Genomic DNA, 25989 nt, shown 5'->3' on the forward strand with positions numbered 1-25989 from the left:
GGTTTGAACCCTGATTCCCGGGGAGCGCCAACCGGTCGGGAATGATCTATTTCCGTGTCCACAGATCGGGCACACAGCCTGTGGATAAGAGTGCTCCGGGCGGAATTCCTGTGGACAAGGAACACCCTCCGCCCTGCTCAGGCTCGACCCCCACCCGAGACGGTGACCGCCCTTCGGGGAATAGGACCGCTTTTGCGAGCGCCTCGGAAGCGCTCCGAGACAAGCACGCCAGGGTAGTGGAGCAACAGTTTTACATTCCCTCAATTGGGACATAGTGACACGCAACGTGATATCGATGTGATCCTCTGAACCCCGGCCCGGTAGCCTGGAGGGGTGATTGACCTCCGGCTGCTCCGTGAAGACCCCGACCGTGTCCGCGCCTCGCAGCGCGCCCGTGGAGAGGACGTCGGCCTCGTCGACGCGCTGCTCTCCGCCGATGAGCGCCGCAGGTCCTCCGGCATGCGCTTCGACGAACTGCGCAATGAGCAGAAGTCGCTCGGCAAGCTGATCCCCAAGGCCTCCCCGGAGGAACGGGCCGAGCTGCTGAAGAAGGCCGAACAGCTCAAAGCGGACGTCAAGTCGGCCGAGGCCGAGCAGAACGAGGCGGACGAGGCGGCCAAGCAGCTCCTCCTCCAGCTCGGCAACATCGTCCACAGCGATGTGCCGGTCGGCGGCGAAGAGGACTTCACCGTTCTGGAAACGCACGGCACGATCCGCGATTTCGCAGCCGAGGGCTTCGAGCCCAAGGATCACCTCGAACTCGGCGAGTCCCTCGGCGCCATCGACGTCGAGCGCGGCGCGAAGGTGTCGGGCTCCCGCTTCTACTACCTCACCGGCGTCGGCGCCCTGCTGGAGCTGGCCTTGGTCAACGCGGCGATCGCGCAGGCCGGTGAAGCCGGTTTCATCCCGATGCTGACCCCCGCGCTGGTCCGCCCGCGTGCCATGGAAGGCACGGGCTTCCTCGGTCAGGCCGCGGAAAATGTCTACCACTTGGAGAAGGACGACTACTACCTGGTCGGCACCTCCGAGGTACCACTCGCCGCGTACCACATGGACGAGATCATCGACGCGGACAAGTTGCCGCTGCGCTACGCCGGCTTCTCGCCGTGCTTCCGCCGTGAGGCCGGAACGTACGGCAAGGACACCCGTGGCATCTTCCGCGTCCACCAGTTCGACAAGGTCGAGATGTTTTCCTACGTCGCACCGGAGGAGGCCGAGGCCGAGCACAAGCGGCTCCTGGAATGGGAGAAGCAGTGGCTGACCGGCCTGGAACTCCCCTTCCAGGTGATCGATGTCGCCACCGGTGACCTCGGCGCGTCGGCGTCCCGCAAGTTCGACTGCGAGGCCTGGATCCCGACCCAGGGCAAGTACCGCGAGCTGACCTCCGCCTCGAACTGTGACGGTTTCCAGGCCCGCCGCCTGTCGATCCGCTACCGCGACGGCAAGAAGACCCAGCCCCTCTCCACGCTCAACGGCACCCTGTGCGCCGTCCCGCGCACCATCGTGGCCATCCTGGAGAACCACCAGCAGGCCGACGGTTCCGTGCGGGTACCTCCGGTGCTCCGTCCCTACCTCGGCGGTCGTGAGGTCCTGGAGCCGATCTCCAAGTGAGCCCGGTCCCGTTCCCGTACAAGCTCGTCGCGACGGATCTCGACGGCACTTTGCTCCGCGGTGACGACAGCGTCTCGGAACGCACGCGTGAAGCGCTCGCCGCGGTCACCGCGGCGGGCGCGGCGCACATCATCGTCACCGGCCGGGCCGTGCCCTGGACCCGGAACGTATTGGACGATCTCGGCTACACGGGGATCGCCGTCTGCGGGCAGGGCGCTCAGGTCTACGACGCCGGCGCACACCGCCTGCTCACGTCGGTGACGCTGGACCGGCAGCTGGCGGGGCTGGCCCTGTCCAAGCTCGAGGCCGAGGTGGGGCCACTGGCCCTCGCGGCCAGCCGGGACGGAGTGGACGGCGAGGTGCTGTTCGGCCCCGGCTACCAGGTGCAAGAGGGCCTGCCGGCGCTCTATCTCGAGGACACCTCCGCCGTGTGGAGCGCTCCGCTGAACAAGCTGTACATCCAGCACCCCGCGATGGACGACGACACTCTCGCCAAGGTCGCCAGGGAGGTCGTGGGCAGCCTGGTGGACATCGTGATGGCCGGCCCCGGGATAGTGGAGATCCTGCCCCTCGGGCTGACCAAGGCCACCGGCCTCTCGCTCGCCGCGCGTCGGCTCGGCGTGAAGGCCGCGGAGACCATCGCCTTCGGTGACATGCCCAACGACATCCCGATGTTCGCTTGGGCGGCCCACGGGGTCGCGATGGCCAACGCCCATCCGGAACTGAAGGCCGTGGCGGATGAGGTGACGACGTCCCACCAGGAGGACGGGATCGCCGTGGTCCTGGAACGTCTGTTGGGCGCTGCCTGACAGCGGCCCCCAAGGCCCCTCGTAAGCCGGGAAGGTCCGGAACAGCCCGCGTCCGAAGACGCGCTCGAAGTGGCTGTTCCGGACCGTTTGTTACTCCCCGCACTCCTCACTCTGCCGCGCCCACAAGCCGCGTACCAGTGATTTTTCCGCAGGGGCCGGGGTCATGTTTCACGTGAAACATGCATGGCGGGACGCTGCGCGATCCCCTGCGGATGGCGGGTCAAGGGCCAGGCGAGAAGGCCGACGGCGAGTGAGATGGCGTGCCCTAGGTCGGTGAAGGTTCCGCCCGTGACCAGCGGGATGCCGAAGAAGGCGACGGTCCCGACGAGGTAGAACCATCTCCAGGGACCGGGCAGCCGGTAGGTAAGGACACCGGCGGCCGCCGCGAGTCCGTAACTCACGCCGATGTCGACGACATGGACCATGCTGCGGGGCGCCCGATGGTCCTGGATGGCCATGAGCACCACCTTCTGACTGATCAGGGTGGCGGTGATATGGGCGGTCGCCACGATCACCAGCCAGCGCAACGTGCCCAGCCATCGCTCGACGGAAGCGTGGAAGACCTCGAAGAGCACGGCGTACTGGGCGAGCGAGGCGGGGTTCTCGATCCAGAAGGCGCTGGAGACCAGGGCGCGTACCGGGTGCCGTGTGAGTTCGTGAAGATTGCTGCTGTTGCGGTGGAGCAGAACGTGCTCCAGGCGGTCGGGCGCGATCACGACGATGACGCTGGTGATGGCGATGATCAACAGCCAGATGTGCGTACCGGGCGCGGAACGTATCCAGGACCAGACGGGCCTGGACGGTTCGGCCTCGGGGTGGGGCGTCATGCCCCGATGATGCCCGGCATGTTCGTGCCCCGCCTGGCCGGTGGGCCGGGCGGGGCACAGGTGGCTGATGCGGGGCGAGGGCTACTCCTCACCGGCCAAGGTCAGCCTGCGCAGCTTCTGGCCCGCGTAGACGGTGGCCCCCACGGTGACCACCACGAGCAGGACGGCGGCGGTCGGCAGGGCCACGGTGGCGTCGACGTACCCTTCACCGGCGATCTTCTCCGCCAGTGCCAGGGACCACTGCTGCACGCTCAGCGTCTTCGCACCCGAAACGAGACTGCCGAAGAGCGACTCCCAGATCAGTGCGTAGACCAGGCCGAAGACGACGGCGTGGCGGCTTACCGTGCCCAGGAGCAGGAACAGCGCGCTGTAGGCGATCGAGGCGACCAGGGCGGCGACGGTGTAGGCGACGGCGATCTGCTGACCGTTGCCGTTGAGGATGAAGCCGGCGATCAGCGTGGGGATCGCCGAGAACGCCATCGTGACGGCGATCGCGACGATCAGCTTGGTCATGATGATCGTCGGCCGCTTCACCGGCTTGGAGAGCAGGTAGACGATCGAGCCGTCGTCGATCTCGGGGCCGATGGCCCCGGTTCCTGCGATGACGCCGATCAGCGGCACCATCGTCGCGAGGGCGAAGCCGCCGAGCAGATCGGCCGCGACCTTGTCGTCCACACCGGTGAGAGCGCGGACGGCGACGGAGATGAGGATCAGCAGCGCGGGCAGCGCGAAGAGGATCAGCGCGCGCCGCCTGCCGAGCAGGGCCCGGTAGGTGAGCCGCGCAACGGTGGGGTTGTACATGGAAGCCAGCTCCTCAGGCCGTGACGAGGTAGGAGAAGACCGACTCGAGGGACTCGTCGGAAGGGGAGACCGTGAGCAGCCGGATACCGTGCGCGCGGGCGACCCGCGGCAGCAGTTCGGTGAAACGGCCGAAGTCGACGGCCTGGATGCGCAAGGCGCCTTCCTTGAGGTCGACCTCGATGCCGGCGGTGGACGGATCGGCGATGAGGGCGGCCGCGAGCGCCCGGTCGTCGGAGGAGCGGATGAGGTAGCGGTGGGGGCGATCCGTCATCAGGCGCCGGATCTTGCGGAAGTCGCCGGAGGCGGCGTGCCGACCGGCGACGACCACCTCGATGTGCGAGGCGAGCTGCTCGACCTCCTCCAGGATGTGCGAGGAGAACAGCACCGTGCGGCCTTCGTCTCCCATGCGCCGCAGCAGTTCCATCAGCTGCATGCGCTGACGCGGGTCCATCCCGTTGAACGGCTCGTCGAGGAGCAGCACGGACGGCTCGTGGACGAGGGCGGAGGCCATCTTCACGCGTTGCCGCATGCCCTTGGAGTAGGTGGAGATCTTGCGGTCCTGGGCGTACTCCATCTCGACGGTGGCGAGCGCCCGCTGAGCGGCCGCGTCGTCGAGCCCGTGGAGTTCGGCGTTGGCGACGACGAACTCGCGTCCGGTGAGGAAGTCGTACATGGCCTCGCGCTCGGGCACGACGCCGACCTGCTTGTAGACCTGTTCGTTGCGCCAGATCGGCGTGCCGTCGAGGGTGACGCTGCCCGTGGAGGGCGCGAGGAAGCCGCCCATCATGTTGATCAGGGTGGACTTGCCGGCGCCGTTGGGGCCGAGCAGTCCGGTGACCCCCGGCCCGATGCGCATGGTCACGTCGTTGACGGCGACGACGTTCCCGAACCAGCGGGAGGTGTGGTCGATGTCGATGATGGTCACAGCCCGGCCTTCCGGTAGCGGGCCATCAGGGCGGCGTAGGAGCCGGCGATGAGGGCGAGGATGACGAGCAGGTAGACGACGCCGGCGCCGGCGGTGGGGCCCTCGCCGCCGGGGAAGGCCGAGGTAGCGCCTAGGAAGGCGGTCTGGAAGCCGTCGATCAAGGTGATCGGGGAGAACAGACCCATCCACTCGATGGCGCCGGCGGAGCCGGTGTTCCAGGCGATGCCCTGAACAGCGGTCACCGCGCCGTAGGGGATCAGCAGCACGGCGATGATCGCGGCGACACCGAACCCGCGGCGCGGGGTCAGGGCCGCCATGACCAGGCCCACGCCGGCGAACAGCAGCGACAGCAGCAGTACGGACACCAGTCCCTGCCCGAATCCCTTGGTCTGGTCCCCGAAGTCGAACTTCGCCAGCAGCGAGCCGATGTACATGATCAACAACGGGGTGGCGGTGAGGATGAACAGCGCGGAGGCCATGGCGGCGTACTTGGCCACCACGTAGTCGACGCGCTCGATGGGCCGCGAGAAGTAGAGCGGCACCGTCTTGAAGCGCAGGTCACGGGAGACCGACTGGGGCGCCTGGGAAGCGAGGTAGAGGCCGATCACCACCTGCGTGGTCAGGGCGTAGGTCGTGTACTTGACCGGAAGATCGGTGGAGCCGGGGACCGCGATGGCGACCGCGACGATGATCAGCGCGGGAACGCACATCACCGCGAAGAGGATCATCGGCAGCACCTTCGACTTGGCCGAACGGCCGAGCCCGTAGGCGCCGCGCAGGGACTGCGAGAACAGCGACTTGCGGGCGTAGGCGCGGCCGAGCCGGGGGCCGTCGTAGGACCGGTAGCCGATGTTGTGGATCTGGGTCGAGGTGTCAGGCGCCATCGGAACCGGCTCCCTTCCGCTGGGGGGTGTCACTCTGGCCGTTGTCGCGGAAGACCTCCGCGATGTGGTGGCGGCGCTGCTCCATGCGGACCAAGCCGATACCGAGGTCGGCGACGGTGTCGCGGACTTGGTCGTACGTCTCCTCGCCCGTCGCCTCCACGAGAAGGATGTGGCCCGCTCCCGGCAGGCCCTGCTCGTCGGCCGCGTGCAGCGTCAGGCCCGCCTCGGTGAGCGCCTTGCGCAGGGCGGCGCTGCCGTCGGGGTGGGCGTCTGAGTCGGTGACCTCCACGGCCAGCGTGGCGGTGTTCTGCGTGAAGTCACTCGTGGAGCTGGATCGCAGCAGCTTGCCACCGTCGACCACGACGACGTGGTCGCAGGTCCGCTCCAGTTCCCCGAGGAGGTGGGAGGTGACGAGGACCGAGATGCCGAAGTCGGTGTGGACACGGCGGATCAGGTTGAGCATCTCGTCGCGGCCGACGGGATCGAGCCCGTTGGTGGGCTCGTCCAGAAGGACCAGTTGTGGATCGTGGACCAGCGCTTGCGCGAGCTTGACCCGCTGCTTCATACCCGTGGAGTAGCCGCCGATGGGGCGGTAGCGCTCCTCGTAGAGACCTACGTGGCGCAGGGTGTCGGCGGTCCGTTCGCGTGCGGCGGTCGGCGGCAGCCCGGAGATGCGCGCCATGTGCACCACGAACTCGGTGGCCGAGACGTCGGGAGGAAGGCAGTCGTGTTCGGGCATGTAGCCGACGCGTTCGCGGATGGCGCTGCCGTGCGTGGCGACGTCCAGTCCGAGTACGGCGGCGCGCCCCTCGGTGGCGGGGGACAGTCCCAGCAGAATTTTGATCAGCGTGGACTTGCCGGCTCCGTTGGCGCCCACGAGGCCGGTAACGCCGGGCCCGATGTCCAAGGAGAGCCGGTCGAGAGCGGTCACTCGGGGGTACCGCTTGCTCAGGCTTTCGGTCGCGATGACAGTCACGGCTTCGACGTTAGTGGCGCGGCGCACCTCGATCGTCAGACCTGGAGCGGGATCGCGTCTCCGCCTTGAGGACTACGGACCCTGACGGAAGGCTTACGCGGCGGAGCCCCTGCGGGCCCTCACGCGGCCGGCGAACTTTATCCACAGGCTTGTGCACGGCCCTTGACGTGACCCCCGGTCATTGTCACATTCATCAGTGTCAAGTTACGGGCGCGTACGGCTCTATGGACGGACGGCTGGCATGACTGGGGATTCCACGCAACGCACGACGCAGGGCGCCGCGTTGACCGCGCGCCCGCCGCTCAGGCCCTCCACCGAGCTGCGCGGGTTCCGGGAGGTCCAGCGCCTCGCCTACGAGTGCGCGGAGACGGTGGCTGCGCAGCTGCGTGCCGGGGTGACCGAGCGCGAGGCGGCACGGATGCAGCGTGAGTGGCTGCGTGAGCGCGGGGTGCGGGACTGGTTCCACATGCCGTTCGCCTGGTTCGGGGACCGCACCGCCTTCGTGAACTTCAAGATCCCCCTGCAGTTCTTCCCGACGAACCGCAGGCTGGAGCCGGGGATGCCGTTCATCCTCGACATGGCCCCGGTCTACCGGGGGTTCGCGGCCGACGTCGGCTACTCGGGCAGCCTCGGGCTCAACCCCGTCCAGGACCGACTGATGTCCGATCTGCGACCCCACCGCGAGCTGATCTTGGAGCAAGTGCGCGAGCGCCGCCCGCTGCGCGAGATCTACGAGAACGTCGAGCGGCTCATGACCCGCCAGGGCTACGCCAACCGGCACCGCGCCTACCCCTTCGGCGTGATCGCGCACAAGGTGGACCGGGTCAAGAAGCGGCGCTGGTCGCCCACCGTCCTCGGCTTCGGCACCCAGTCCCTCAAGGGCCTGGCGAGCGACGCCCTGCACGGCCACCGCGAGGGCTGGTCACCGCTGTGGAGCCCCTACCACTTCTCCGACCACCCACCGCAGCCCGGACTGTGGGCGGTGGAGCCCCATCTGGGCTTCCGGGGCACCGGCGCGAAATTCGAGGAGGTCCTGGTCGTCACCGACTCCCGGGACCCCGAGGAGAGCGCCTTCTGGCTGGACGACGATCTGCCGCACGTGCGGCGCTGGGCTGAGGAGAAGGCGGCATGAGCAGCATGAACGGAGCGGGTTTCGCGGGCGCGCGCGAGCGACGGGTGCACACCGGCGGCATCGACCTTTGCGTCGTCGAGCTCGGCGAGGCGGACCGGCCGACCGTGGTCCTTGTGCACGGCTACCCGGACAGCAAGGAGGTCTGGTCGGAGGTCGCCGAGCGGCTGGCCACGCGCTTCCACGTGGTGCTGTACGACGTACGGGGCCACGGTCGCTCCTCGGCTCCGGCGCCACTACGGGGCGGTTTCACCCTGGAGAAGCTGACGGACGACTTCCTGGCCGTGGCGGACGCGGTCAGTCCGGACCGACCGGTGCACCTGGTGGGGCACGACTGGGGCTCGGTCCAGGGCTGGGAATTCGCGACGGTCGCCCGTACCGAGGGTCGGATCGCCTCCTTCACCTCCATGTCGGGCCCCTCCCTCGACCACTTCGGGCACTGGGTCAAGAAGCGGACGTCGCGTCCCACCCCGAGGCGGGTGGCCCAGCTGCTGAACCAGGGCCGGAAGTCCTGGTACGTGTACATGCTGCACACCCCCGTACTGCCGGAGTTGGCCTGGCGCGGACCGCTCGGCAAGCGGTGGCCGGGAATCCTCCAGCGCGTGGAGAAGGTCCCGGCCGGCGACTACCCGACCGCGTCGCTGCCCTCGGACGCGGCGCACGGGGCCTGGCTCTACCGCGACAACGTACGGTCGCGGCTGCGCCGTCCGCGCACCGACGCGTACGCCCACGTACCGGTCCAGTTGATCATTCCGACCGAGGACGTGTTCCTCTCGGAGCGGCTCTACGACGACCTCGAACTGTGGGCTCCGGACCTCGTGCGGCGGACGCTGTCCGCACAGCACTGGGTGCCCCGGACCCGGCCGGACCAGATCTCCTCCTGGATCGGCGACTTCGTCACCGCCACGGAGGAGCCCGCGACGCGGGCGCCGGAGCTGAAGGCGCCGGGCAAGTACGCCGACCGGTTCGGGGGGCAGTTGGTGCTGGTCACCGGCGCTGCCAGCGGCATCGGACGGGCCACCGCCTTCGCGTTCGCGGAGGCCGGGGCGCGGGTGGTGTGCGTGGACCGGGACGGGGAGGGAGTGGTGCGTACCGCCGAGATGGCCCGCCTGGTGGGCGCTCCCCAAGCCTGGGGCGAGTGCGTCGACGTCAGCGACGAGCAGGCGATGGAGAAGTTGGCGGCGAGGACCGCCGCGGAGTACGGAATCGTGGACGTCCTGGTCAACAACGCCGGGATCGGGCTGTCCGGCCCCTTCCTCGAAACGACCGCCGAGGACTGGAAGAAGGTCCTCGACGTGAACCTGTGGGGGGTCATCCACGGCTGCCGGATCTTCGGAAAGCAGATGGCCGACCGCGGCCAGGGCGGTCATATCGTCAACACCGCCTCGGCCGCCGCCTACCTGCCCTCCAAGACCCTTCCCGCCTACAGCACTTCGAAGGCGGCGGTCCTGATGCTGAGCGAGTGCCTGCGCGCCGAACTGGCGTCGAAGTCGATCGGCGTCTCGGCGATCTGCCCGGGCATCGTGAACACCAACATCACCACCACCTCACGGTTCGCTGGAGTGGACGCGACCGAGGAGAAGCGGCGTCAGGAGCGTTCCTCCCGACTGTACGGACTGCGCAATTTCCCACCCGAGAAGGTCGCCGACGCGATCCTGCTCGCCGTGGTCAGGAACCAGGCCGTGGTCCCGGTGACCCCGGAGTCCAAGGGCGCGCTGTGGATGTCCCGCTTCGCGCCCCGGACCCTGCGGCGGCTCGCCAAGCTGGAGCCCAGGCTGTGAGCCGGGCCGGGCCGTGTCACCGGGAAGAGCCCCGCACGGCCATACCCGGCGACCTGCGCCGGTCGTACCATCCCTCGCAGGAGGGCTCGCCGCGTACGGCGGTCGAGCGCCTGGTGGCATCACCTGCCGCCCGGGCCGCGGCGGGCGCGGCCGGCCGAGCCGCCATGTCGTAGGGAGCCGGGATTGTCCGATCAGGCGCTAGCCGAGTACCGGATCGAGGATCTGGCGCACCACAGCGGGGCAACGGTCCGCACGATCCGCGCCTACCAGGACCGCGGGTTGTTGCCGAAGCCGGAGCGGCGCGGCCGGTCCAACGTCTACCGGGACACCCATCTGGCGCGGCTGCGTCAGATCGCGGACCTACTGGATCGTGGCTACACCCTGGCCTCGATCAAGGAGTTGCTTGAGGCCTGGGACGCGGGGCGCGGGTTGGGCGGTGTGCTGGGCCTGGTCGCGGAGGTGCACGGGCCGTGGACCGACGAGGAGGCGGCGCGCATCAGCCGGGCCGAACTCAACGAACGGTTCGGGGGCAGACCCGACGACGACGCGGTGGGGGAGGCGTGCGAGCTGGGGGTGCTGGAGCGCATCCCGGGGCGGCCCGACGAGTTCCTCGTGCCCTCCCCGCAGGAGCTGGCGGTCGCCGCCGAGTTGTACGCGGCGGGGGTGCCGCTGGCGGCGATCACGGGGCACCTGCGGGAGTTGCGCGGTCAGGTGGAACACATCGCCTCGCGGTTCCTGGAGTTCACCACGGAGCACGTCTTCGGCCGCTATCTCGGGCACGTACCGCCCACGGAAGCGGACGCCGCCGAGGCGGCGACGATGGTACGGAGGCTGCGTCCGCTGGCCCAGCAGACGGTGGACGCCGAGCTCGCGCGGGCGATGCGGCTCTTCGCGACCCGGCACCTTCAGCAGCACCTGGGCGCCGTCGGGACGACACGGTCATCGGAGCCGTCCCCTGTGCCACTTCCCTCCGAGACGGTGCGGGCGGTGCGGGACCTGGTGGGCCCCGCACACGTGGCGGAGTTCATCCGAGCCGCAACGGAGCGGGAACTCCAGGCCCGGACGATGAACGAGCTGGCCGGCCGGGGTGGACGGCCGGTAGTGCTCGATCAGTAGTCCACAGGGCGAATCACACTCTTGCCGCCAAAACCTGCCGAACCAGCTGTGGACAACAGGGCCCTGCCTGTGGGCAACACGGCCGAGAGGTCATATCGAGACCGAATCCGCCGCGTTCGGGCGGCCGATATCAGCCACGAGCGTGGCCGGTTCAGGGGCTCGCGAGGGGCCGGGAGCGGCTACCGCCACGCCGGCGGCGGGGGCCGGGAGTTTCGACGGGGCCGCCTGGCGCGCCGCTTCGCCGTCTCCGCGCAGGCTTCCGCGCCCGGCTCCGTAGAGCAACCCGGCGAGCCCGAGGCCGAGAGCGCCCCCGAGCAGTTGGGCTGCGACGAACCCTGGCAGTGATTGCGGCGCGATCCCGGTGAACGAGTCGCTGAAGGCACGTCCGACGGTGCCGGCCGGGTTGGCGAAGGAGCCCGAGGACGTGAACCAGATCGCGGCGGCGATGTAGACGGCCACGGCCGCCGGGATCAGGCGCGGGCGACCGACCCGCCCGAGACCCTGGATGACCAGGACCAGTCCCGCGGTGGCGACGATCTCGCCGATCAGCAGGTGCCCACCACCACGAACCTGGGTGGCGAAGGTGCCCGGGGCCCTGCCGAACATGACCTCGGCGAGGACGGCTCCGCCGATGGCTCCGGACGTCTGGGCCGCGGCATAGACGAGGACGTCCCGGCCGCCCACCCCATCGCCACCGGACCGCCGCGCCCACCAAGAGGTGAGGGTGACCACCGGGTTGAGGTGGGCGCCGGACAGCGGTCCGAAGAGGGTGATGATCAGCCCGAGGCCGATGGCGGTGGCGATCGAGTTGGCGATGAGAGCGACACCGGTGTCCCGGCTGAGGGCCGTGGCCTGTATCCCGGAGCCGATCACCACCACGAGCAGTGCGGCCGTGCCGATGAGTTCGGCTGCGGCGCGGCGCGGCAGTGAAGCATCGATTGTCATGGATCCTCCCCCTGGGAAGCGGTTAATCGGAAAATGTATTCCGTATCTTGGAAACGCGATAGGGGACGTCGGAGTTCAAGGGACCGGCGAAAAATCGCTGCTGCCGCCACCCTCCAGGCGGCACCCTGGGACTATGGACGACAGACGCACCGTGAAGGTGTCCAAATACGTCTCGAAACATCTGCGGCACCAGCCGGAACGGATCGGACTGGTGCTCGACCCGCAGGGCTGGGTGGAGATCGACGACCTGCTCGAAGCCGCCGCGGCCCACGGATTCCCGGTCGGCCGGGCAGAGCTCGACAAGGTCGTCGCCACGAACGACAAACAGCGCTTCGCCGTCGTGGGAACCAAGATCAGGGCCAACCAGGGCCACACCGTCGCGGTGGACCTCGACCTGCCGGGGGCCGAGCCGCCCGCCCGGCTTTATCACGGCACCGTGGCCCGCGCCTTGGATGCCATCCGCTCGGAAGGCCTGCGGCCGATGGGCCGCCACCACGTCCACCTCTCGGCGGACCGGGAGACAGCGACCCGGGTGGGCGCGCGGCGCGGACGGCCGGTCGTGCTCTGCGTGGACGCCGCCGAGATGCACGCGACCGGGCACGTCTTCCGGATCAGCGCCAACGGTGTCTGGCTGGTCGACGCGGTTCCACCGCGATTCCTGCGCTTCGGGTAGCCACGGAAATCACGCGGAGATTGTCAGATCATCCCCCTACCCTGTTCCTCACTTCCGGGATCGGTGAGGAGGGCACCTCGCGATCGCCGAACCACCCACGCGAGCACACGAGGTGACGCTGCATGACGTCCACGACCCCTCCGCCGTCGATGGTCCCGCCGGAGCCGACGGCCCCGCCCGAACCGGCCGCCAACAGCTTTCAGGTCGACCTCCGCGGACTGGTGGACCTCCTCTCCCACCACCTCTACTCCAGCCCCCGCGTCTACGTACGCGAGCTCATGCAGAACGCCGTGGACGCCGTCACCGCACGCCAGGCCGTCGAACCGGACGCGGAGGTCCGCATCCGGTTGTGGGCCGCGGACGGAACGGTGGGCATCTCGGACAGCGGCATCGGACTGACCGCGGCCGAGGCACACTCCCTGCTCGCCACCATCGGCAGAAGCTCCAAGCGCGGTGGCGAACACGGCCTGGAGACGGCGCGCAAGGAATTCCTCGGGCAGTTCGGCATCGGTCTGCTCGCCTGCTTCGTCGTGGCCACCGAGATCCGCGTCATCACCCGCTCCGCACGCGACCTGACCGCGCGACCCGTCGAATGGCTGGCCGCGGACGACGGGTCGTACACCGTTCGCGAGCTGGACCAGGACGCCATGCACGAACCCGGCACCACCGTCCTGCTCCGCGCCCGCCACGGAGCCGAAGAATGGATGGCGCCTGCCAAGGTCGAACAGCTCGCACGCGACTACGGCTCCCTTCTGCCCTACGACATCACCTTCCGGGCCGGACCCGACGACGAGCCGCGCTCCCTCACCGACCGGCCCGCCGTGTGGGACCGCCCCTACCCGACCCCGGCGGCACGCCGGGTCGCGCTGGCGAGCCACTGCGCCCGGCTCTTCGGATTCACCCCGCTCGACAGCATCGACCTCGACCTGCCGGTCGCCGGCGTGCGCGGCGTCGCGTACGTCCTGCCCGAGCCGACCAGTCCCGCACACCGGTCCGGACACCGCGTCCACCTCAAGGGCATGCTGCTTACCGACCAGGCGGGCAACCTGCTCCCCGACTGGGCGTTCTTCGTCCGGGTCGTCCTGGACACCGACACACTGCGCCCCACCGCCTCCCGCGAGAACCTGTACGACGACGAGACCCTGGCCGCCGTACGGGAAGCGCTGGGCTCCCGCATCCGGACCTGGCTCGCCGAGCTGGCGGCCGGCGAACCCGAGCGGCTGGCCGCGTTCCTGGGCGTCCACCACCTCGGCGTGAAGTCCCTGGCCCGGCACGACGCCGAACTGCTCGGGCTGATGCTGCCGTGGCTGCCGTTCGAGACCAGTGACGGCTCGATGAGCCTGGAGGAGTTCGCTGCCGCGCACAGCGAGATCCACTTCACGCGCACCGTCGAGGAGTTCCGCCAGATCGCCCCGATCGCGGCGGCCCACGGCCTCGGCGTCATCAACGCCGGCTACACCTACGACGCGGACCTCTTGGCCCTGCTGCCCGCCGTACGACCCGAACTCAAGGTCACGGAGCTGGACGCCGGAGCCGTCACCGAGCGTCTCGATCCCGTCCCGACCACCGTCGAACTCTCCCTCGCCACCTTCCTGTCCACCGCGCGTACCCGACTCGAACCGCAGGGCTGCGACGTGGTGCTGCGCGCCTTCCAACCCGTCGCCGTCCCCGCGTTGTACCTGGACGACCGGCAGGCACGGCAGGAGCGCGATCGCACCGCGGCCCTGGACAGCGCCGATTCCCTGTGGACCGGGATCCTCGGTGCCCTGCGCGGCTCCGCACCCCGCGCCCGCCTCGTCCTGAACCACAACAATCCGCTGATCCGCCGGATCGCCGGCCTCCCCGACGAGACGCTGACCGGCACCGCCGTCGAATCGCTGTACGGGCAGGCGCTCCTGATGTCCCAGCGGCCGCTGCGCCCCGCCGACTCGGCCCTGCTCAACCGGGCGTTCCTGGGGCTCCTGGAATGGGCGACCCACTCCCACGACGCCCAGGAGGGCCAGAAGTGACGACGCTGACACGCGAAGAGATCGAGCGAGGTCTGGCGGAGAACCGTCGCGCGCCCGGTGGCGCCGCCCGCAACGCGCACGCCGAGGCACTGGCGGGCGCGGCTGAGGCAAGCGGGGACACGGCACTGTTCCGAGCGGCGTTGGACAACCTCATCAACGCCTACCTCTACAGCGCCGAGTCCCCGAAGCTGCTGGTGCCCTTCGCCCGACTGCTCCAGGAGTACGACAAGGACCCCGGCTCCTTCTCCGAGAGCGCCACTCATTCGCTGTTCTGGCAGTTCAAGTGGGTGGCCACGGCCATCGGGAACTCGCCTGACATCCCTCTGGAGTCCGCGGTCGGCTGGCTGGACGACATGGAGCGCCGCTACCGGATCGCGGGCTACAGCGAGCGGCCCGTACGGGAGGCGCAGATGTGGCTCGCCGACGTCACTGGTGACGACGAGCGGGCCGAACGCTCCTTCCATGCCTGGCGCGGCGCCGAACGCGACCGGATGAGCGACTGCCAGGCCTGCGAGGACAACAGCCAAGGCCAGTACGCCGCTCTGCGCGGTGATGACGCCCAAGCCCTGGACGTCTGGAAGCACGTGCTGGGAGGGGAGCGCGTCTGCGCCGAGGAACCCCACCGGGTCCTCGCCGTCTCGTTGCTTCCGCTGCTGCGCCTCGGGCGGTTCGACGAGGCACGCTCGCACCACCTGCGCGGCTACCGTCTGGTCCGGGGCAACGAGAGCCTGCTTCCCTCGGTCGGCAGGCACATCGAGTTCTGCGCGCTGACCGGCAACGAGTCGCGCGGGCTGGAGATCCTCGCCGAACACGCCACTCACATGGGGCCGCCGGCCAACGACCGCGACCAACTGGTTTTCCACGGCGGTGTCCTCGTATTGCTGCGTCGACTGAGGGAACTGGGCCACGGTCAGAGCCCGGCCGTCCCCTACAACGGCGCACCGCGCAGCGTCTCCGAGCTGTACGAGGCCCTCCTCGCCGGCTCGCTCGACAGCGCCCGGCGCTTCGACGCACGCAACGGCACGACCCGGATCTCCGACCGGTTCCTCGCCCGGATCGAGCGGGAGCCGCTGGTCGGTCTGCTTCCGCTCGGCGTGCGCAGCCCTGCCCTGCCGTCCACGACCTCAACCGGCTCCGGGCCCGCGCCCGCGGCGGCCCCGGCAGCGACCGGCTCGGATGACCTCACCGAACTCGTCGACCGGGCCCGGGCGGCGCGGGAGCAGGGGCATCCGGCCGCCGACGCGCTCTGGGCCCAGGTGGCGGCACGGGTGGACGGCCGCCCGGCCGACGACGTGGACCCGCTGATCTCGGCCGATGTCGCGGACCACCGGGCACTTGCGGCCGCGCGCGGCGGGGCCGACGACGCGGCGGAACTCCTGACCGCCGTTCGTGACACGTACCGGGCACTCGGACAGGCGGAGCGGGCTGCGCTCGCCCAGTTGCGGCTGGCGACCGTCGCCGCGCAGTCGGGGGCCGATCCGGTGAAGATCAAGGAGCTGCTGGGCCTGGCCATGCGGGCCGCTGAGGCACTGGACCCGATGGACCCGCTGCGCACCCGCCGGATCGCCCTCGCCGAACTGGCTTCGATCCGTGTGGACTCGTACCTGCGCTCGGTCCGAGAGCCGGCTCGGGCCACCGGGCACGACCACGCGCCCGGTGCGGAGCACGGGCACGGGCACGGCGAGATGTCGGCCGAACTCACCTCCTTCATCGCTGCCTACGCGCAGATGCTTCCCGATCTGGTGGCGGAGGCGGAGGAGCTCCTGGGGCGGGTGGCTCTGGCCCAAGGGGACCCGGAGCGTGCCCTGCCCCTGCTGGTCTCCGCTGCGAGGCGGGGGATCGATGCGGGCCGTCCCTGGAACGCGGTGGATCCTCTGGTTCTGCGGGCCGGTGTGCTGTCGTCACTCGACCGCCTGGAGGAGGCCGAGGAAGCGGCGCGTTCCGCCTGGGAGCACGCCACGGAAGTGACCGACGCCGAGACGCAGGGCGTCGTACGGCTCACGCTCGTCGACATCCTCTTGCGCCGCGCGAACACACCGGAAGGTGCGGGAGAGAGCGGGGTGGAGGAGGCCGCGGAACATGCGCTCACGGCGACCCATTGGTTCGACCAGGCCGGACTGAGCGCCGACGGTGGTGCCCAGGCCCGGCTGCTGCTGGCCCGCTCGTACGCCCGTACCGGCCGAACCGCCGATGCCGCGGAAGTGCTGCAGTCGGCCCTGCCGGATCTGCTGGAGCACGGCGAGGGACAGGCCGTCGCCGCTCACGAGTTCCTGGGTGATCTCCTGCGCGAGCTGCGGGAGTGGCGGCCCTCGGCGGAGCAGTACCTGCGGGCGGCGGAGATCGCCAGGGGCTGGGAGGACCTTCGTCCCCAAGCGGGCTTGGCCCAGTCGGCCGCCGATCAGCTCTCCGCCGCCGACCTGGTGCCCGAGGCGATCGCCGCCTACGAGCGGGCCCTCCAACTGCACCGGCAGGCAGGCGGCGCACTGGTCGCCGAGGTACGCATCCTGCGTTCGCTGGCTTGGCTGGGGCTGCGTTCGGACGTGACCGAGGCTGCTGTGACAGCGGCCCGGACCCGGATGGAGGAGGCGGCCGACGTACTGGCCTCCGCCCTCACCGTCGACCCTCAGTCCCGGGTGCTGCGGTCCGAGCTCGCCCAGACCTGGCACCAGCTGGCGCAGGTGCTGGACCGCTGGATCACTTCGCGGCAGGAAGCCGGTGACGGGGGCGAATCCGGTGACGACGCCGCCGCTCCGGCTGCCGGCTCACTCGGCGCGGCCGAGACCGAGGCGCTACGGCTGGAAGAGATCCTGCTGTGGGAGCGGGCGGCCGGTCTCTACGCCGAGCTGGGCGCCGACCACATCCAGGACCGCCTCCAGTGCCTGAACAATGCCGCGTGGACCGAGCACGAGTTGGACCGCCCCAAAGCGGGCGCCGCCCGGATCGCGGCCCTGATCGAGGAGGTACGGGCCCTCCCGGAAGACGATGTACCGGAGTGGGTCCTGCCGCAGGCCGAACGGATCATGGCAAACCTGCTGTCCTGACGCGCGTCCCGCTCTGTCCGGCCCCGCCGCCCATAGGTGGCGGGGCAGGACAGAGCGCAGGGAGGGCGGGGCTCTCCCGGCTCAGCCGTTCAGCTGGGCGAGTGCCTCGGTGGCGATCCGCTCGAAGACGGCCTCGTCGGCCGCGAAATCGGAGTCCGGAATCGGCGCGTGGATGACCAGCTCGGTGAAACCCAGCTGCTGGTGGCGGCCCGCGAAGTCCACGAACGCGTCGACGGAGTCCAGGACCGCGCTGCCCTCCGGTGTGAAGCCGGTGAGCAGGATCTTCTCCATCGAGGCAGGATCACGTCCCGTGTCCGAGATGGCCTTGGCCAGCTTCTCCAGCTGACCCCGCAGGGCCTCTCGCGACTGTTCGGGCGTACCGTCCTTCTCCAACTTCGGATCGCCGGTCGTCACCCAGGCCTGACCGTGCCGGGCGGCGAGCTTCATGCCCCGCGGGCCGGTCGCCGCAACCGCGAAGGGCAGGCGAGGCTCCTGTACGCAGCCTGGAAGATTGCGGGCCTCCTCAGCGGAGTAGAAGTCGCCGTGGTGCGTGACGGCCCCTTCGGTGAGCAGCCGGTCCAGGAGCGGCACGAACTCGGCCAGGCGGTCGGCCCGCTCTCGCGGCGTCCACGGCTCTTGGCCCAGCGCCGTCGCGTCGAAGCCGTTCCCGCCGGCGCCGATACCCAGGGTGATACGGCCACCGGAGATGTCGTCCAGCGACATGAGGTCCTTGGCGAGGGTCACGGGGTGCCGGAAATTCGGCGAGGTGACGAGGGTGCCCAGGCGCAGCCGGTCGGTGACGGCAGCCGCCGCGGTCAAAGTGGGGACCGCGCCGAACCACGGGCCGTCACGGAAAGTCCGCCAGGACAGGTGATCGTAGGTGTAGGCCGTGTGGAATCCGAGCCGCTCGGCCCGAATCCACTGGTCACGGCCTCCTTCGTGCCAAGGCCGTACCGGGAGGATCACAGTGCTCAGACGCAGACTCATGCGTTCGAGCGTACGGTGCCCCACGCGACAAGGACGCACCTCGGAGCGCAGCGACCTGCTGATGTTTCACGTGAAACATCAGCTGCGGCGTTGTTTCACGTGAAACATCGCCATGGGCGCACGCGGTGACCGATCTTGGTCTGGGTACCTGACCCCATGGGTGAAGATGGAGCGGTGACCTCGGCTCCACAGCGCCCGGACGGGCCAACCTCTGCTCCCCGGCTCATCGCCACAGACCTCGACGGCACCCTGCTGCGCGACGACAAGACCGTCTCTCCCCGCACGGTCGCCGCGCTCGCCGCCGCCGAGCAGGCCGGAATCGAGGTTTTCTTCGTCACCGGACGTCCGGCCCGCTGGATGGGTGTGGTGAGCGACCACGTCCACGGTCACGGCCTGGCGATCTGCGCCAACGGCGCCGCTGTGGTCGACCTTCACGCCGGTGGAGAGTTCGTCCAGGTCCGGCCCTTGCCCCGGGCCACCGCACAGACCGTCGTGGACACACTCCGCGCCGCAGCGCCCGGCACGTCGTTCGCGGTCGAACTGACCACCGGAATCAATTACGAGCCGACGTACCCGCCGTTCTTCCAAGACCCCGGTGCCACGATCGCCATCGCGGAGAAGTTGCTGAGCGAGGACCTCGACGACAGCGCGGCTCCGGTGCTGAAGCTGCTCGCCCATCACTCCGAACTGGCACCGGACGATTTCCTGGCCCTGGCCCGCTCCGCCGCCGGCGCCTACGCCTCGATCACCCGCTCCAGCCCTACGTCGCTGCTGGAAATCAGCGGACCCGGGGTGTCCAAGGCGAGCACGCTGGCGCTGTGCTGCGCCGAGCGCGGTATTTCGCCCGCAGAGGTCGTCGCCTTCGGCGACATGCCGAATGACCTGGAGATGCTGAGCTGGGCAGGCACCTCGTACGCGATGGGCAATGCGCACCCGGATGTGCTCGCGAGCGCCTCCGACCGTACGGCTGCCAACAACGAGGACGGTGTGGCCCTCGTCATCGAACGCATCCTGAGCACAGACGCCCCCCGGCAATCGGGGGTCTGAGCAGCGCAACCGGCGCTACTGACCAGCGCAACCCGCGGGCTGACCAGCGAGACCAGGTCTACGGGTCAGAGCGGGGCCTCCCAGACGACGGTGGTTCCGCCGCCGTTCTCGGCGATCCCCGGGCGGTACCAGCTCGCACCGCCCAATGACTCGGCCCGTCGGCGCAGGTTCCGCAGACCGCTGCGTCGACCACCTTCCGCGATGCCCACCCCGTCGTCGGCGACCTCCAGCCGCACGCCCGGTCGCCCGTCGGCCAGGTGAACGGTGGAGTCCAACAAGACCTCGATCCGGGACGCCTCCGCGTGGCGGAAGGCATTGGACAGGGCCTCACGCAGGGCCGCGATCAGGTTCTTGCCGACCAGCTCGCCGACAGCCGCGTCGATCGGGCCGACAAAGCGGTGCGCGGGCTTGAAACCCAGCGGTACCGCGGCCATGTTGATCTCACGCAGCACCCGGGTACGCAGCCCCGAGGGCGCCTCCGCCGGCCCCTGCTGCAAGGCGAAGATCGCCGTGCGGATCTCCTGGATCGTCACGTCCAGCTCGTCCACCGCCTTGCCGACTCCGTCACGGACCTCGGGGACGATGGAGCGGCGCTGGGCACCCTCCAGCATCATCCCCGTCGCGAACAACCGCTGGATCACGAGATCGTGCAGGTCGCGGGCGATGCGGTCACGGTCCTCGAAGACCGCGAGCCGCTCCCTGTCACGCTGGGTCTCCGCCATCATCAGCGCGAGCGCGGCCTGCGAGGCGAACTGCGTGGCCAGGGTGCGTTCGGCCTCACTGAACGGCCGGCCGCCCCGCGCCCTCGGGGTCACCAACGCACCCAGCACCCGCCCGCCGCTCTGCAGCGGAAGCATCATGCAGGGCCCGTACGGGCTGGTGAGCCGGCTGATCGTGCGGTAATCCGCAGCGGCGTCCTCGACGAAAACCGGTTCGCCCCGCAGCAGCTCGTGCACGACGGGGCTTTCGGGCGGGATCACCACGCCGAGCGAGGTGGCCGGATTGTCGGAGGAGACGGCGACGATCTCCATGCCGCCCTCTTTCGCGGGCAGCATCACGATCCCGGCGGCGGAGTCGGCCAGCCGACGGGCCTGCTCGGCCACCACGGCGAGTGCGTCGTCCGCGTCCCCTCCGGACAAAAGGGCAGTGGTAACGGCCACCGAACCGTCGATCCACCGCTCGCGCTGGGTGGCGGCCTCGTACAGCCGGGCGTTGCCGATGGCGATCCCCGCTTCCGTGGCCAAGACACGGACCATATGGACGTCGTAGTCGTTGAACTCGCCGCCACCGTTCTTTTCGGCAAGGTACAGATTGCCGAAGATTTCCCCCTGCACACGGATGGGGACGCCGAGGAACGACTTCATGGGCGGGTGGTGAGCCGGGAACCCCGCGGAACGCGGGTCCTTCGTCAGATCCGGCAACCGCACCGTGTCGGCGTGCGAGATCAGCGCCCCGAGCAGTCCACGCTTCCCGTCCGGGCGGTGTCCGATCTTGCGGGCCAGCGCCTCGCTCAGACCGAAGGTCACGAAGTCGGACAGGCCGTGGCGGTCGGTGTCGACGACACCGATCGCCGCGTAGTGGGCGTTGGCGAGTTCAGCGGCCGTCTCACAGATGCGGTCGAGGGTGGAGTGGAGTTCCAGGCCGGTACCGACCGAGCGCATCGCCTCCAGCAGTTGCGGCACCCGGGCGGTGAGCTCGGTGGACAGCCCCTGGAGACTGCGGGTCGCGTGAGCGGCGGCCTCCAGCGGGTCCGGTGATGCCCGTGAAGGCTCCGGCGATTCCTGAGACTGCTCCGCTGACATGCCCTTGAGCCTAGTTAGTCCCCATTAGCTGGGAAAGTCGGCCAACGCCCCATCCGTCTCCCGTTCGCGCTCCAAGAGCCGTCGCAGCGGCCCCTCGACCATGGCCAGCTCCTCGTACGCACCACGCTGCACGACACACCCGCCATCCAGCACGAGCACCTCGTCCACCGCAGCCAGGGCGGCCAGCCTGTGCGTGATCAGGACCGTGGTGCGGCCCTCGGTGGCGGCCAGCAGATCGACTGTCAGCGCGTCCGCGGTCGGCAGGTCCAAGTGCTCGGCCGGCTCGTCCAGAACGAGTACCGGGAAGTCCGCCAGCAGCGCCCGGGCCAATGCCAGCCGTTGGCGCTGCCCGCCGGACATCCGCTCCCCGTGCTCTCCGACCAGGGTCTCCAGGCCGTCGGGGAGGCTGTCGACCCATTCCAGCAGCCTCGCAGCCGCGAGCGCGTCCCGCAGCAGGGCATCGCTCGCATCGGTTCGGGCCAGGCGCAGGTTCTCCCGCACCGAGCTGTCGAAGAGGTGCGCGTCCTGGGCGCACAGGCCGACGAGGCCACGGACGTCGTCGCTGTCGAGCGTGCGGGCCTCCGTGGCGCCCAGGGTGTAAGAACCCTCGCGCGGGTCCAGGAACCGCAGCAGGATCTGCGCCAGCGTCGTCTTGCCCGAACCGGACGGGCCCACGACGGCGATCCGGCGACCGGCTTCGAGGGTCAGGTCCAGCCCGTGCAGCGCGTCCGTTTCCTGCCCGGGGTGGCGGGCCGCGATGCCCGTGAGTCTCAGGGGGAACGGCGAGGCGGGGCATTCGGCCGCCCGTTCCGGTTCGCCGACCGGCATGGGCGCGTCGATGACCTCGTAGATCCGCTCGGCGCTGCGGCGAACCCGCTGCCGGTACTGGACGGCCTGCGGGAGTCCGGTGACGGCCTCGAAGGCGGCGAGAGGGGTCAGCACGACCACGGCCATCGCCACTCCCGCCAGTCGGCCGCCGGCCACCGCGTTCGCGCCCAGAGCGGCGGCGCACACCACGGTCAGTCCGCACACGAGGGTGGACAGGCCACTGCCCAGTCCGGTCGCGGCCGCGCCCCGCGAGGCGATCTGGGTCAGAGCCCGGTCGCTGCGCTTCGCGGCGTCCTTGCGCCCCTCCAGCGCGCCGGCCACGGTCAGCTCCGCGGTGCCGGTCAGCAGATCGGCCACCCGAGTGGCCAGTTCGCCCCGGGCGGGCGCGAGCCGGCGCTCCGCGCGACGGGCCACGGCACCGCTCGCCAAAGGCACACCCACACCCGCCGCGAGCAGTCCGACGGCGAGCGCGGCCCCGGCCTCGGGCAGGAGCCACGAGGTGAAGACGATCGAACCGGATGCGACCAGGACAGCGGTGCCGACCGGCAAGAGCCAGCGCAGCCAGTAATCCTGGAGCGAGTCGGCGTCCGCCACCAGCCGGGACAGCAGATCTCCTCGGCGCTGCTCGCGCAGTCCGGCGGGGGCGATCCGTTCCAGTCGGCGGTACACGGAGACCCGCAGGTCGGCCAACATCCGCAACACCGCGTCGTGCGACACGAGCCGCTCCGCGTAACGGAAGACGGCCCGGCCGATGCCGAAGGTGCGGGTGGCCGTGACGGCCACCATCAGGTACAGCACGGGCGGCTGCTCGGAGGCTCGTGAGATCAGCCAGCCGGACACGGCCATCAGCCCGACGCTGCACCCCACTGCCAACGCCCCGAGCAGCAGGCCGAGACGGAACCGTCCTTGCCACGCTCTCGCGACCGCCCGGACACGGGTCAGCGGATGCGCGGCACCCGTGCTCCGCCCTTGGCCCTTGCCCGTGCGTTCGGGCGTGCTGCCGAGAATCCATTCCCCGGGACCGGACGGCGCGGCGCCGGGCCGCACGGTCTCCTCGGCCAATCCTTGGTACGGACCCTCGCCGGCCCTCACCGGCGGCTCGACGGTGGGAAGCTCCACCACCCGGTCCGCAACGGCGAGCAGGGCCGGCCGATGCACCACCAGCAGCACGGTCCGACCCACCGCGAGGCGCCGGACCGCCTCCACGACTCCCGCTTCGGTCTCACCGTCCAGCGCTGCGGTCGGCTCGTCCAGCAGCAGTACCGGCCTGTCCGCGAGGAATGCCCGTGCCAGCGCCAGCCGCTGGCGCTGCCCGGCGGAAAGCCCGGTCCCGCCCTCACCCAGCGGCGTGTCCAGGCCTCGGGGGAGGCCGGCCACGAACTCCCACGCCCCGGCGTCCTTCAACGCTTGGGTCACCGCGACGTCAGAGGCGGCGGGTCGGGCCAGCCGTACGTTCTCGGCGATGGTCCCCGCGAACAGGTGCGGCCGCTGCGGCACCCACGCGATTCGTTCCCGCCACTGCTCCAGCGCCAGTTCGGCCAGGTCCGTGCCCTGGACCCGTACCCGCCCGGAGGTGGGCGTCACGAAGCCCAGCAGGACCTGGAGCAGGGTGGACTTCCCCACGCCGCTCGGCCCGGTGAGGGCGACGCACTCTCCCGGTTCGACGGTCAGCGAAACGGGACCCGGCGAGTCCGCCGTCCGTCCGGGATACCGGACCGCCACCGCGTCGAGCTCGATCCGCAGCCTCCGCGCGGGCACTTCGCCGGTCCCACCCGCGGCGGTACCCGGTGTCTCCAGGACCTCGAAGATCTCCTCTGCGGCCGACAGTCCCTCCGCTGCCGCGTGGTACTGCGCCCCCACCTGGCGCAGCGGCAGGTAGGCCTCGGGCGCCAGGATCAGGATGACCAGTCCGGTGTACAGGTCCAGGTCTCCGTGGACGAGTCGCATGCCGATGGTCACCGCCACCAGGGCCACCGACAGCGTGGCGAGCAACTCCAGGGCGAACGAGGACAGGAAGGCGATGCGCAGGGTCCGCATCGTGGCCTGTCGGTAGTCCTCGGTGATCTTGCGAATCGATTCGGCCTGGGCCTTGGCCCGGCCGAAGACCTTGAGCGTGGGGAGCCCCGCCACCACGTCCAGGAAATGCCCGGAGAGCCGGGACAGCAGCCGCCACTGGCGGTCCATCCGGGACTGCGTCGCCATGCCGATCAGCACCATGAACAGCGGGATCAGCGGCAAGGTGACCACGATGATGGCCGCCGATACCCAGTCCTCGGTGACGATGCGGGCGAGCACTGCCACGGGCACGACCACCGCGAGCCCCAGCTGGGGCAGGTAGCGGGCGAAGTAGTCGTCGAGCGCGTCCACACCTCGAGTGGCCAGGGCCACCAGCGAACCGGTCCGTTGTCCGCTCAGCCACCCCGGCCCCAGGTCGGCGGCCCGGTCCAGCAGCCGGCCCCGTAGCTCCGACTTGACCGCCGCGCCCGCCCGGTGCGCGGCACGTTCCGTGAGCCAGGCGATCAGTGCGCGCCCCAGCGCCACCGCCGCGAGCAGCAGCAGAGGCGTCCGGAGCGTCCCCGCGTCCAGCCCCTTCTCAAAGGCACCGACCACGATCTCAGCGATGAACATCGCCTGACCGACGACCAGCCCCGCCCCGGCCAGCCCGAGGGCGACCACCGCGGCCAGGAAGACGCGGGTGGAACGGGCGTAGCGCAGGAGCCGCGGGTCGATCGGTTTCACGTGAAACATCCCCTCGGGAGGGTCAAGCGGGAGGGTCGGACAGCGCGCACCGGATCAGTGCGCGTCGACGATGTGCTGGGTCCCGATCCGCTTGCGGAAGACCCAGTAGGTCCAGCCCTGGTAGAGCAGGACGACCGGGGTGGCCACCGCGGCGCACCAGGTCATGATCTTGAGCGTGTACGGGCTGGACGAGGCGTTGGCGACCGTGAGGTTCCAACCGTCGTTCAGCGAGGAGGGCATGACGTTCGGGAAAAGCGTCAGGAAGAGCATCGCGACGGCTGCCGCGATGGTGATCCCGGAGAGCGCGAACGACCAGCCTTCGCGGCCCGCCAGGTTGAATCCCAGGGCCGCGACGAGGGCCGCGACCGCGATGGCCATGGCGATCAGGCTCTTGCCGTCACCGCGCGAGTACTGGGTCCAGAGCAGGAAGGCCAGTGCCAGGACGGCGGTGACGACACCCAACCGGGTCGCGAGCCGGCGCGCCCGGTCCCGGATGTCACCGATCGTCTTGAGCGAGGCGAACACGGCGCCGTGGAAGGTGAACAGGGTGAGCGTGACGAGCCCGCCGAGGAGGGAGTACACGTTGAGCAGGTCGAGGAAGGTGCCGACGTACTCCTTGTGCTGGTCGATCTTGACGCCCCGGACGATGTTGGCGAACGCCACACCCCACAGGAACGCCGGGATCAGCGATGCCCAGAAGATCGCGTGTTCCCAGTTGGTCTGCCACTTGTCCTCGGGGCGCTTGTGCCGGTATTCGAACGCGACACCGCGGACGATGAGGCAGACCAGGATGATCAGCAGCGGCAGGTAGAAGCCGGAGAAGAGGGTGGCGTACCAGTCCGGGAAGGCCGCGAAGGTCGCCCCGCCCGCTGTGAGCAGCCAAACCTCGTTGCCGTCCCAGACGGGCCCGATCGTATTGATCAGGACCCGCTTTTCCTGTCGGTCACGGGCGAGCAGCTTGGTCAGTACGCCGATCCCGAAGTCGAATCCCTCCAGGAAGAAGTAGCCGATCCACAGGACGGCGATGAGTACGAACCAGACGTCGTGGAGTTGCATGGT

19 protein-coding genes are annotated in these 25989 nt (G+C 69.8%); 9 read left to right on the forward strand and 10 right to left on the reverse strand.

The annotated features are described in order from the left end of the window. The first annotated feature begins 333 nt into the window (after positions 1-333). Together serS and ACV7NM_RS16170 are read left to right on the forward strand one after the other, a co-directional pair. Entirely contained in the window at positions 334-1611 is a 1278-nt protein-coding gene (gene serS, locus ACV7NM_RS16165) for a serine--tRNA ligase (RefSeq protein ID WP_401529567.1), read from the forward strand. Next, positions 1608-2420: an HAD family hydrolase gene (locus tag ACV7NM_RS16170; RefSeq protein ID WP_463410927.1), complete on the forward strand. Its 813-nt coding sequence runs from the start codon at positions 1608-1610 to the stop codon at positions 2418-2420. Before serS ends, ACV7NM_RS16170 begins: the two co-directional genes overlap by 4 nt. A 161-nt stretch (positions 2421-2581) precedes the next feature. On the opposite strand, the gene ACV7NM_RS16175 is transcribed toward ACV7NM_RS16170, so the two are convergent. The 5 genes from ACV7NM_RS16175 to ACV7NM_RS16195 form a co-directional block, all read right to left on the reverse strand. Further along, on the reverse strand, positions 2582-3247 hold the full coding sequence (locus tag ACV7NM_RS16175; RefSeq protein WP_463410928.1) for a rhomboid-like protein: 666 nt from the start codon (positions 3245-3247) through the stop codon (positions 2582-2584). Positions 3248-3328: 81 nt separating this feature from the next. Further along, positions 3329-4048, reverse strand: a complete 720-nt coding sequence (locus ACV7NM_RS16180; protein WP_463410929.1) for an ABC transporter permease — start codon at positions 4046-4048, stop codon at positions 3329-3331. A 13-nt stretch (positions 4049-4061) separates the two neighbouring features. Then, positions 4062-4973 (reverse strand): ABC transporter ATP-binding protein, encoded by a 912-nt coding sequence (locus tag ACV7NM_RS16185; RefSeq protein ID WP_463410930.1) that lies wholly within the window; start codon positions 4971-4973, stop codon positions 4062-4064. Then, the gene (locus ACV7NM_RS16190) at positions 4970-5857 is read right to left on the reverse strand and encodes an ABC transporter permease subunit (protein ID WP_463410931.1); all 888 of its coding nucleotides are present in this window, start codon (positions 5855-5857) and stop codon (positions 4970-4972) included. Before ACV7NM_RS16190 ends, ACV7NM_RS16185 begins: the two co-directional genes overlap by 4 nt. Then, on the reverse strand, positions 5847-6833 hold the full coding sequence (locus ACV7NM_RS16195) for an ABC transporter ATP-binding protein (protein WP_463410932.1): 987 nt from the start codon (positions 6831-6833) through the stop codon (positions 5847-5849). The genes ACV7NM_RS16190 and ACV7NM_RS16195 overlap by 11 nt, the downstream gene beginning before the upstream one ends. Before the next feature lie 241 nt (positions 6834-7074). Between ACV7NM_RS16195 and ACV7NM_RS16200 the strand changes: the two genes are divergently transcribed. The 3 genes from ACV7NM_RS16200 to ACV7NM_RS16210 all read left to right on the forward strand — a co-directional run bounded on the left by ACV7NM_RS16200 (position 7075) and on the right by ACV7NM_RS16210 (position 10859). Continuing rightward, positions 7075-7965: a M24 family metallopeptidase gene (locus tag ACV7NM_RS16200; RefSeq protein WP_463410933.1), complete on the forward strand. Its 891-nt coding sequence runs from the start codon at positions 7075-7077 to the stop codon at positions 7963-7965. A gap of 5 nt (positions 7966-7970) precedes the next feature. After that, a complete protein-coding gene (locus ACV7NM_RS16205) occupies positions 7971-9743 on the forward strand; it encodes an SDR family oxidoreductase (protein ID WP_463413958.1) in 1773 nt (590 codons plus the stop codon). A gap of 183 nt (positions 9744-9926) precedes the next feature. Next, complete coding sequence (locus ACV7NM_RS16210; RefSeq protein WP_463410934.1) at positions 9927-10859, forward strand: MerR family transcriptional regulator; 933 nt, start codon at positions 9927-9929, stop codon at positions 10857-10859. A 90-nt stretch (positions 10860-10949) separates the two neighbouring features. Here the strand turns inward: ACV7NM_RS16210 and ACV7NM_RS16215 are convergent, their stop codons facing one another. Next, the gene (locus tag ACV7NM_RS16215; protein WP_463410935.1) at positions 10950-11804 is read right to left on the reverse strand and encodes an aquaporin; all 855 of its coding nucleotides are present in this window, start codon (positions 11802-11804) and stop codon (positions 10950-10952) included. Between the two features lie 133 nt (positions 11805-11937). On the opposite strand from ACV7NM_RS16215, the gene ACV7NM_RS16220 reads away from it, so the two are divergent. The 3 genes from ACV7NM_RS16220 (at position 11938) to ACV7NM_RS16230 (ending at position 17527) form a co-directional block, all read left to right on the forward strand. Further along, positions 11938-12477, forward strand: a complete 540-nt coding sequence (locus ACV7NM_RS16220; RefSeq protein WP_463410936.1) for an RNA 2'-phosphotransferase — start codon at positions 11938-11940, stop codon at positions 12475-12477. A gap of 122 nt (positions 12478-12599) precedes the next feature. After that, positions 12600-14486 (forward strand): HSP90 family protein, encoded by a 1887-nt coding sequence (locus tag ACV7NM_RS16225; RefSeq protein WP_463410937.1) that lies wholly within the window; start codon positions 12600-12602, stop codon positions 14484-14486. Next, positions 14483-17527: an ATP-binding protein gene (locus ACV7NM_RS16230; RefSeq protein WP_463410938.1), complete on the forward strand. Its 3045-nt coding sequence runs from the start codon at positions 14483-14485 to the stop codon at positions 17525-17527. Before ACV7NM_RS16225 ends, ACV7NM_RS16230 begins: the two co-directional genes overlap by 4 nt. 81 nt (positions 17528-17608) lie before the next feature. On the opposite strand, the gene ACV7NM_RS16235 is transcribed toward ACV7NM_RS16230, so the two are convergent. Then, on the reverse strand, positions 17609-18514 hold the full coding sequence (locus tag ACV7NM_RS16235) for an LLM class flavin-dependent oxidoreductase (protein ID WP_463410939.1): 906 nt from the start codon (positions 18512-18514) through the stop codon (positions 17609-17611). Positions 18515-18670: 156 nt separating this feature from the next. Here ACV7NM_RS16235 and ACV7NM_RS16240 point away from each other — a divergent pair, with 156 nt between their 5' ends. Beyond that, positions 18671-19561 carry a Cof-type HAD-IIB family hydrolase gene (locus tag ACV7NM_RS16240; protein WP_463410940.1) on the forward strand — a complete coding sequence of 297 codons (891 nt, stop codon included), beginning with the start codon at positions 18671-18673 and terminating at the stop codon, positions 19559-19561. Positions 19562-19626: 65 nt separating this feature from the next. On the opposite strand, the gene ACV7NM_RS16245 is transcribed toward ACV7NM_RS16240, so the two are convergent. From ACV7NM_RS16245 to cydB, 3 genes are read right to left on the reverse strand one after another with little or no spacing between them, the layout of a single operon-like run. Next, the gene (locus tag ACV7NM_RS16245; protein WP_463410941.1) at positions 19627-21363 is read right to left on the reverse strand and encodes a sensor histidine kinase; all 1737 of its coding nucleotides are present in this window, start codon (positions 21361-21363) and stop codon (positions 19627-19629) included. Positions 21364-21387: 24 nt separating this feature from the next. Next, positions 21388-24930 carry a thiol reductant ABC exporter subunit CydD gene (cydD, locus tag ACV7NM_RS16250; protein WP_463410942.1) on the reverse strand — a complete coding sequence of 1181 codons (3543 nt, stop codon included), beginning with the start codon at positions 24928-24930 and terminating at the stop codon, positions 21388-21390. Positions 24931-24984: 54 nt separating this feature from the next. Beyond that, a complete protein-coding gene (gene cydB / locus ACV7NM_RS16255) occupies positions 24985-25986 on the reverse strand; it encodes a cytochrome d ubiquinol oxidase subunit II (protein WP_463410943.1) in 1002 nt (333 codons plus the stop codon). Positions 25987-25989 lie beyond the last annotated feature (3 nt).

It is taken from the genome of Streptomyces sp. Tek67B01, assembly GCF_055231995.1.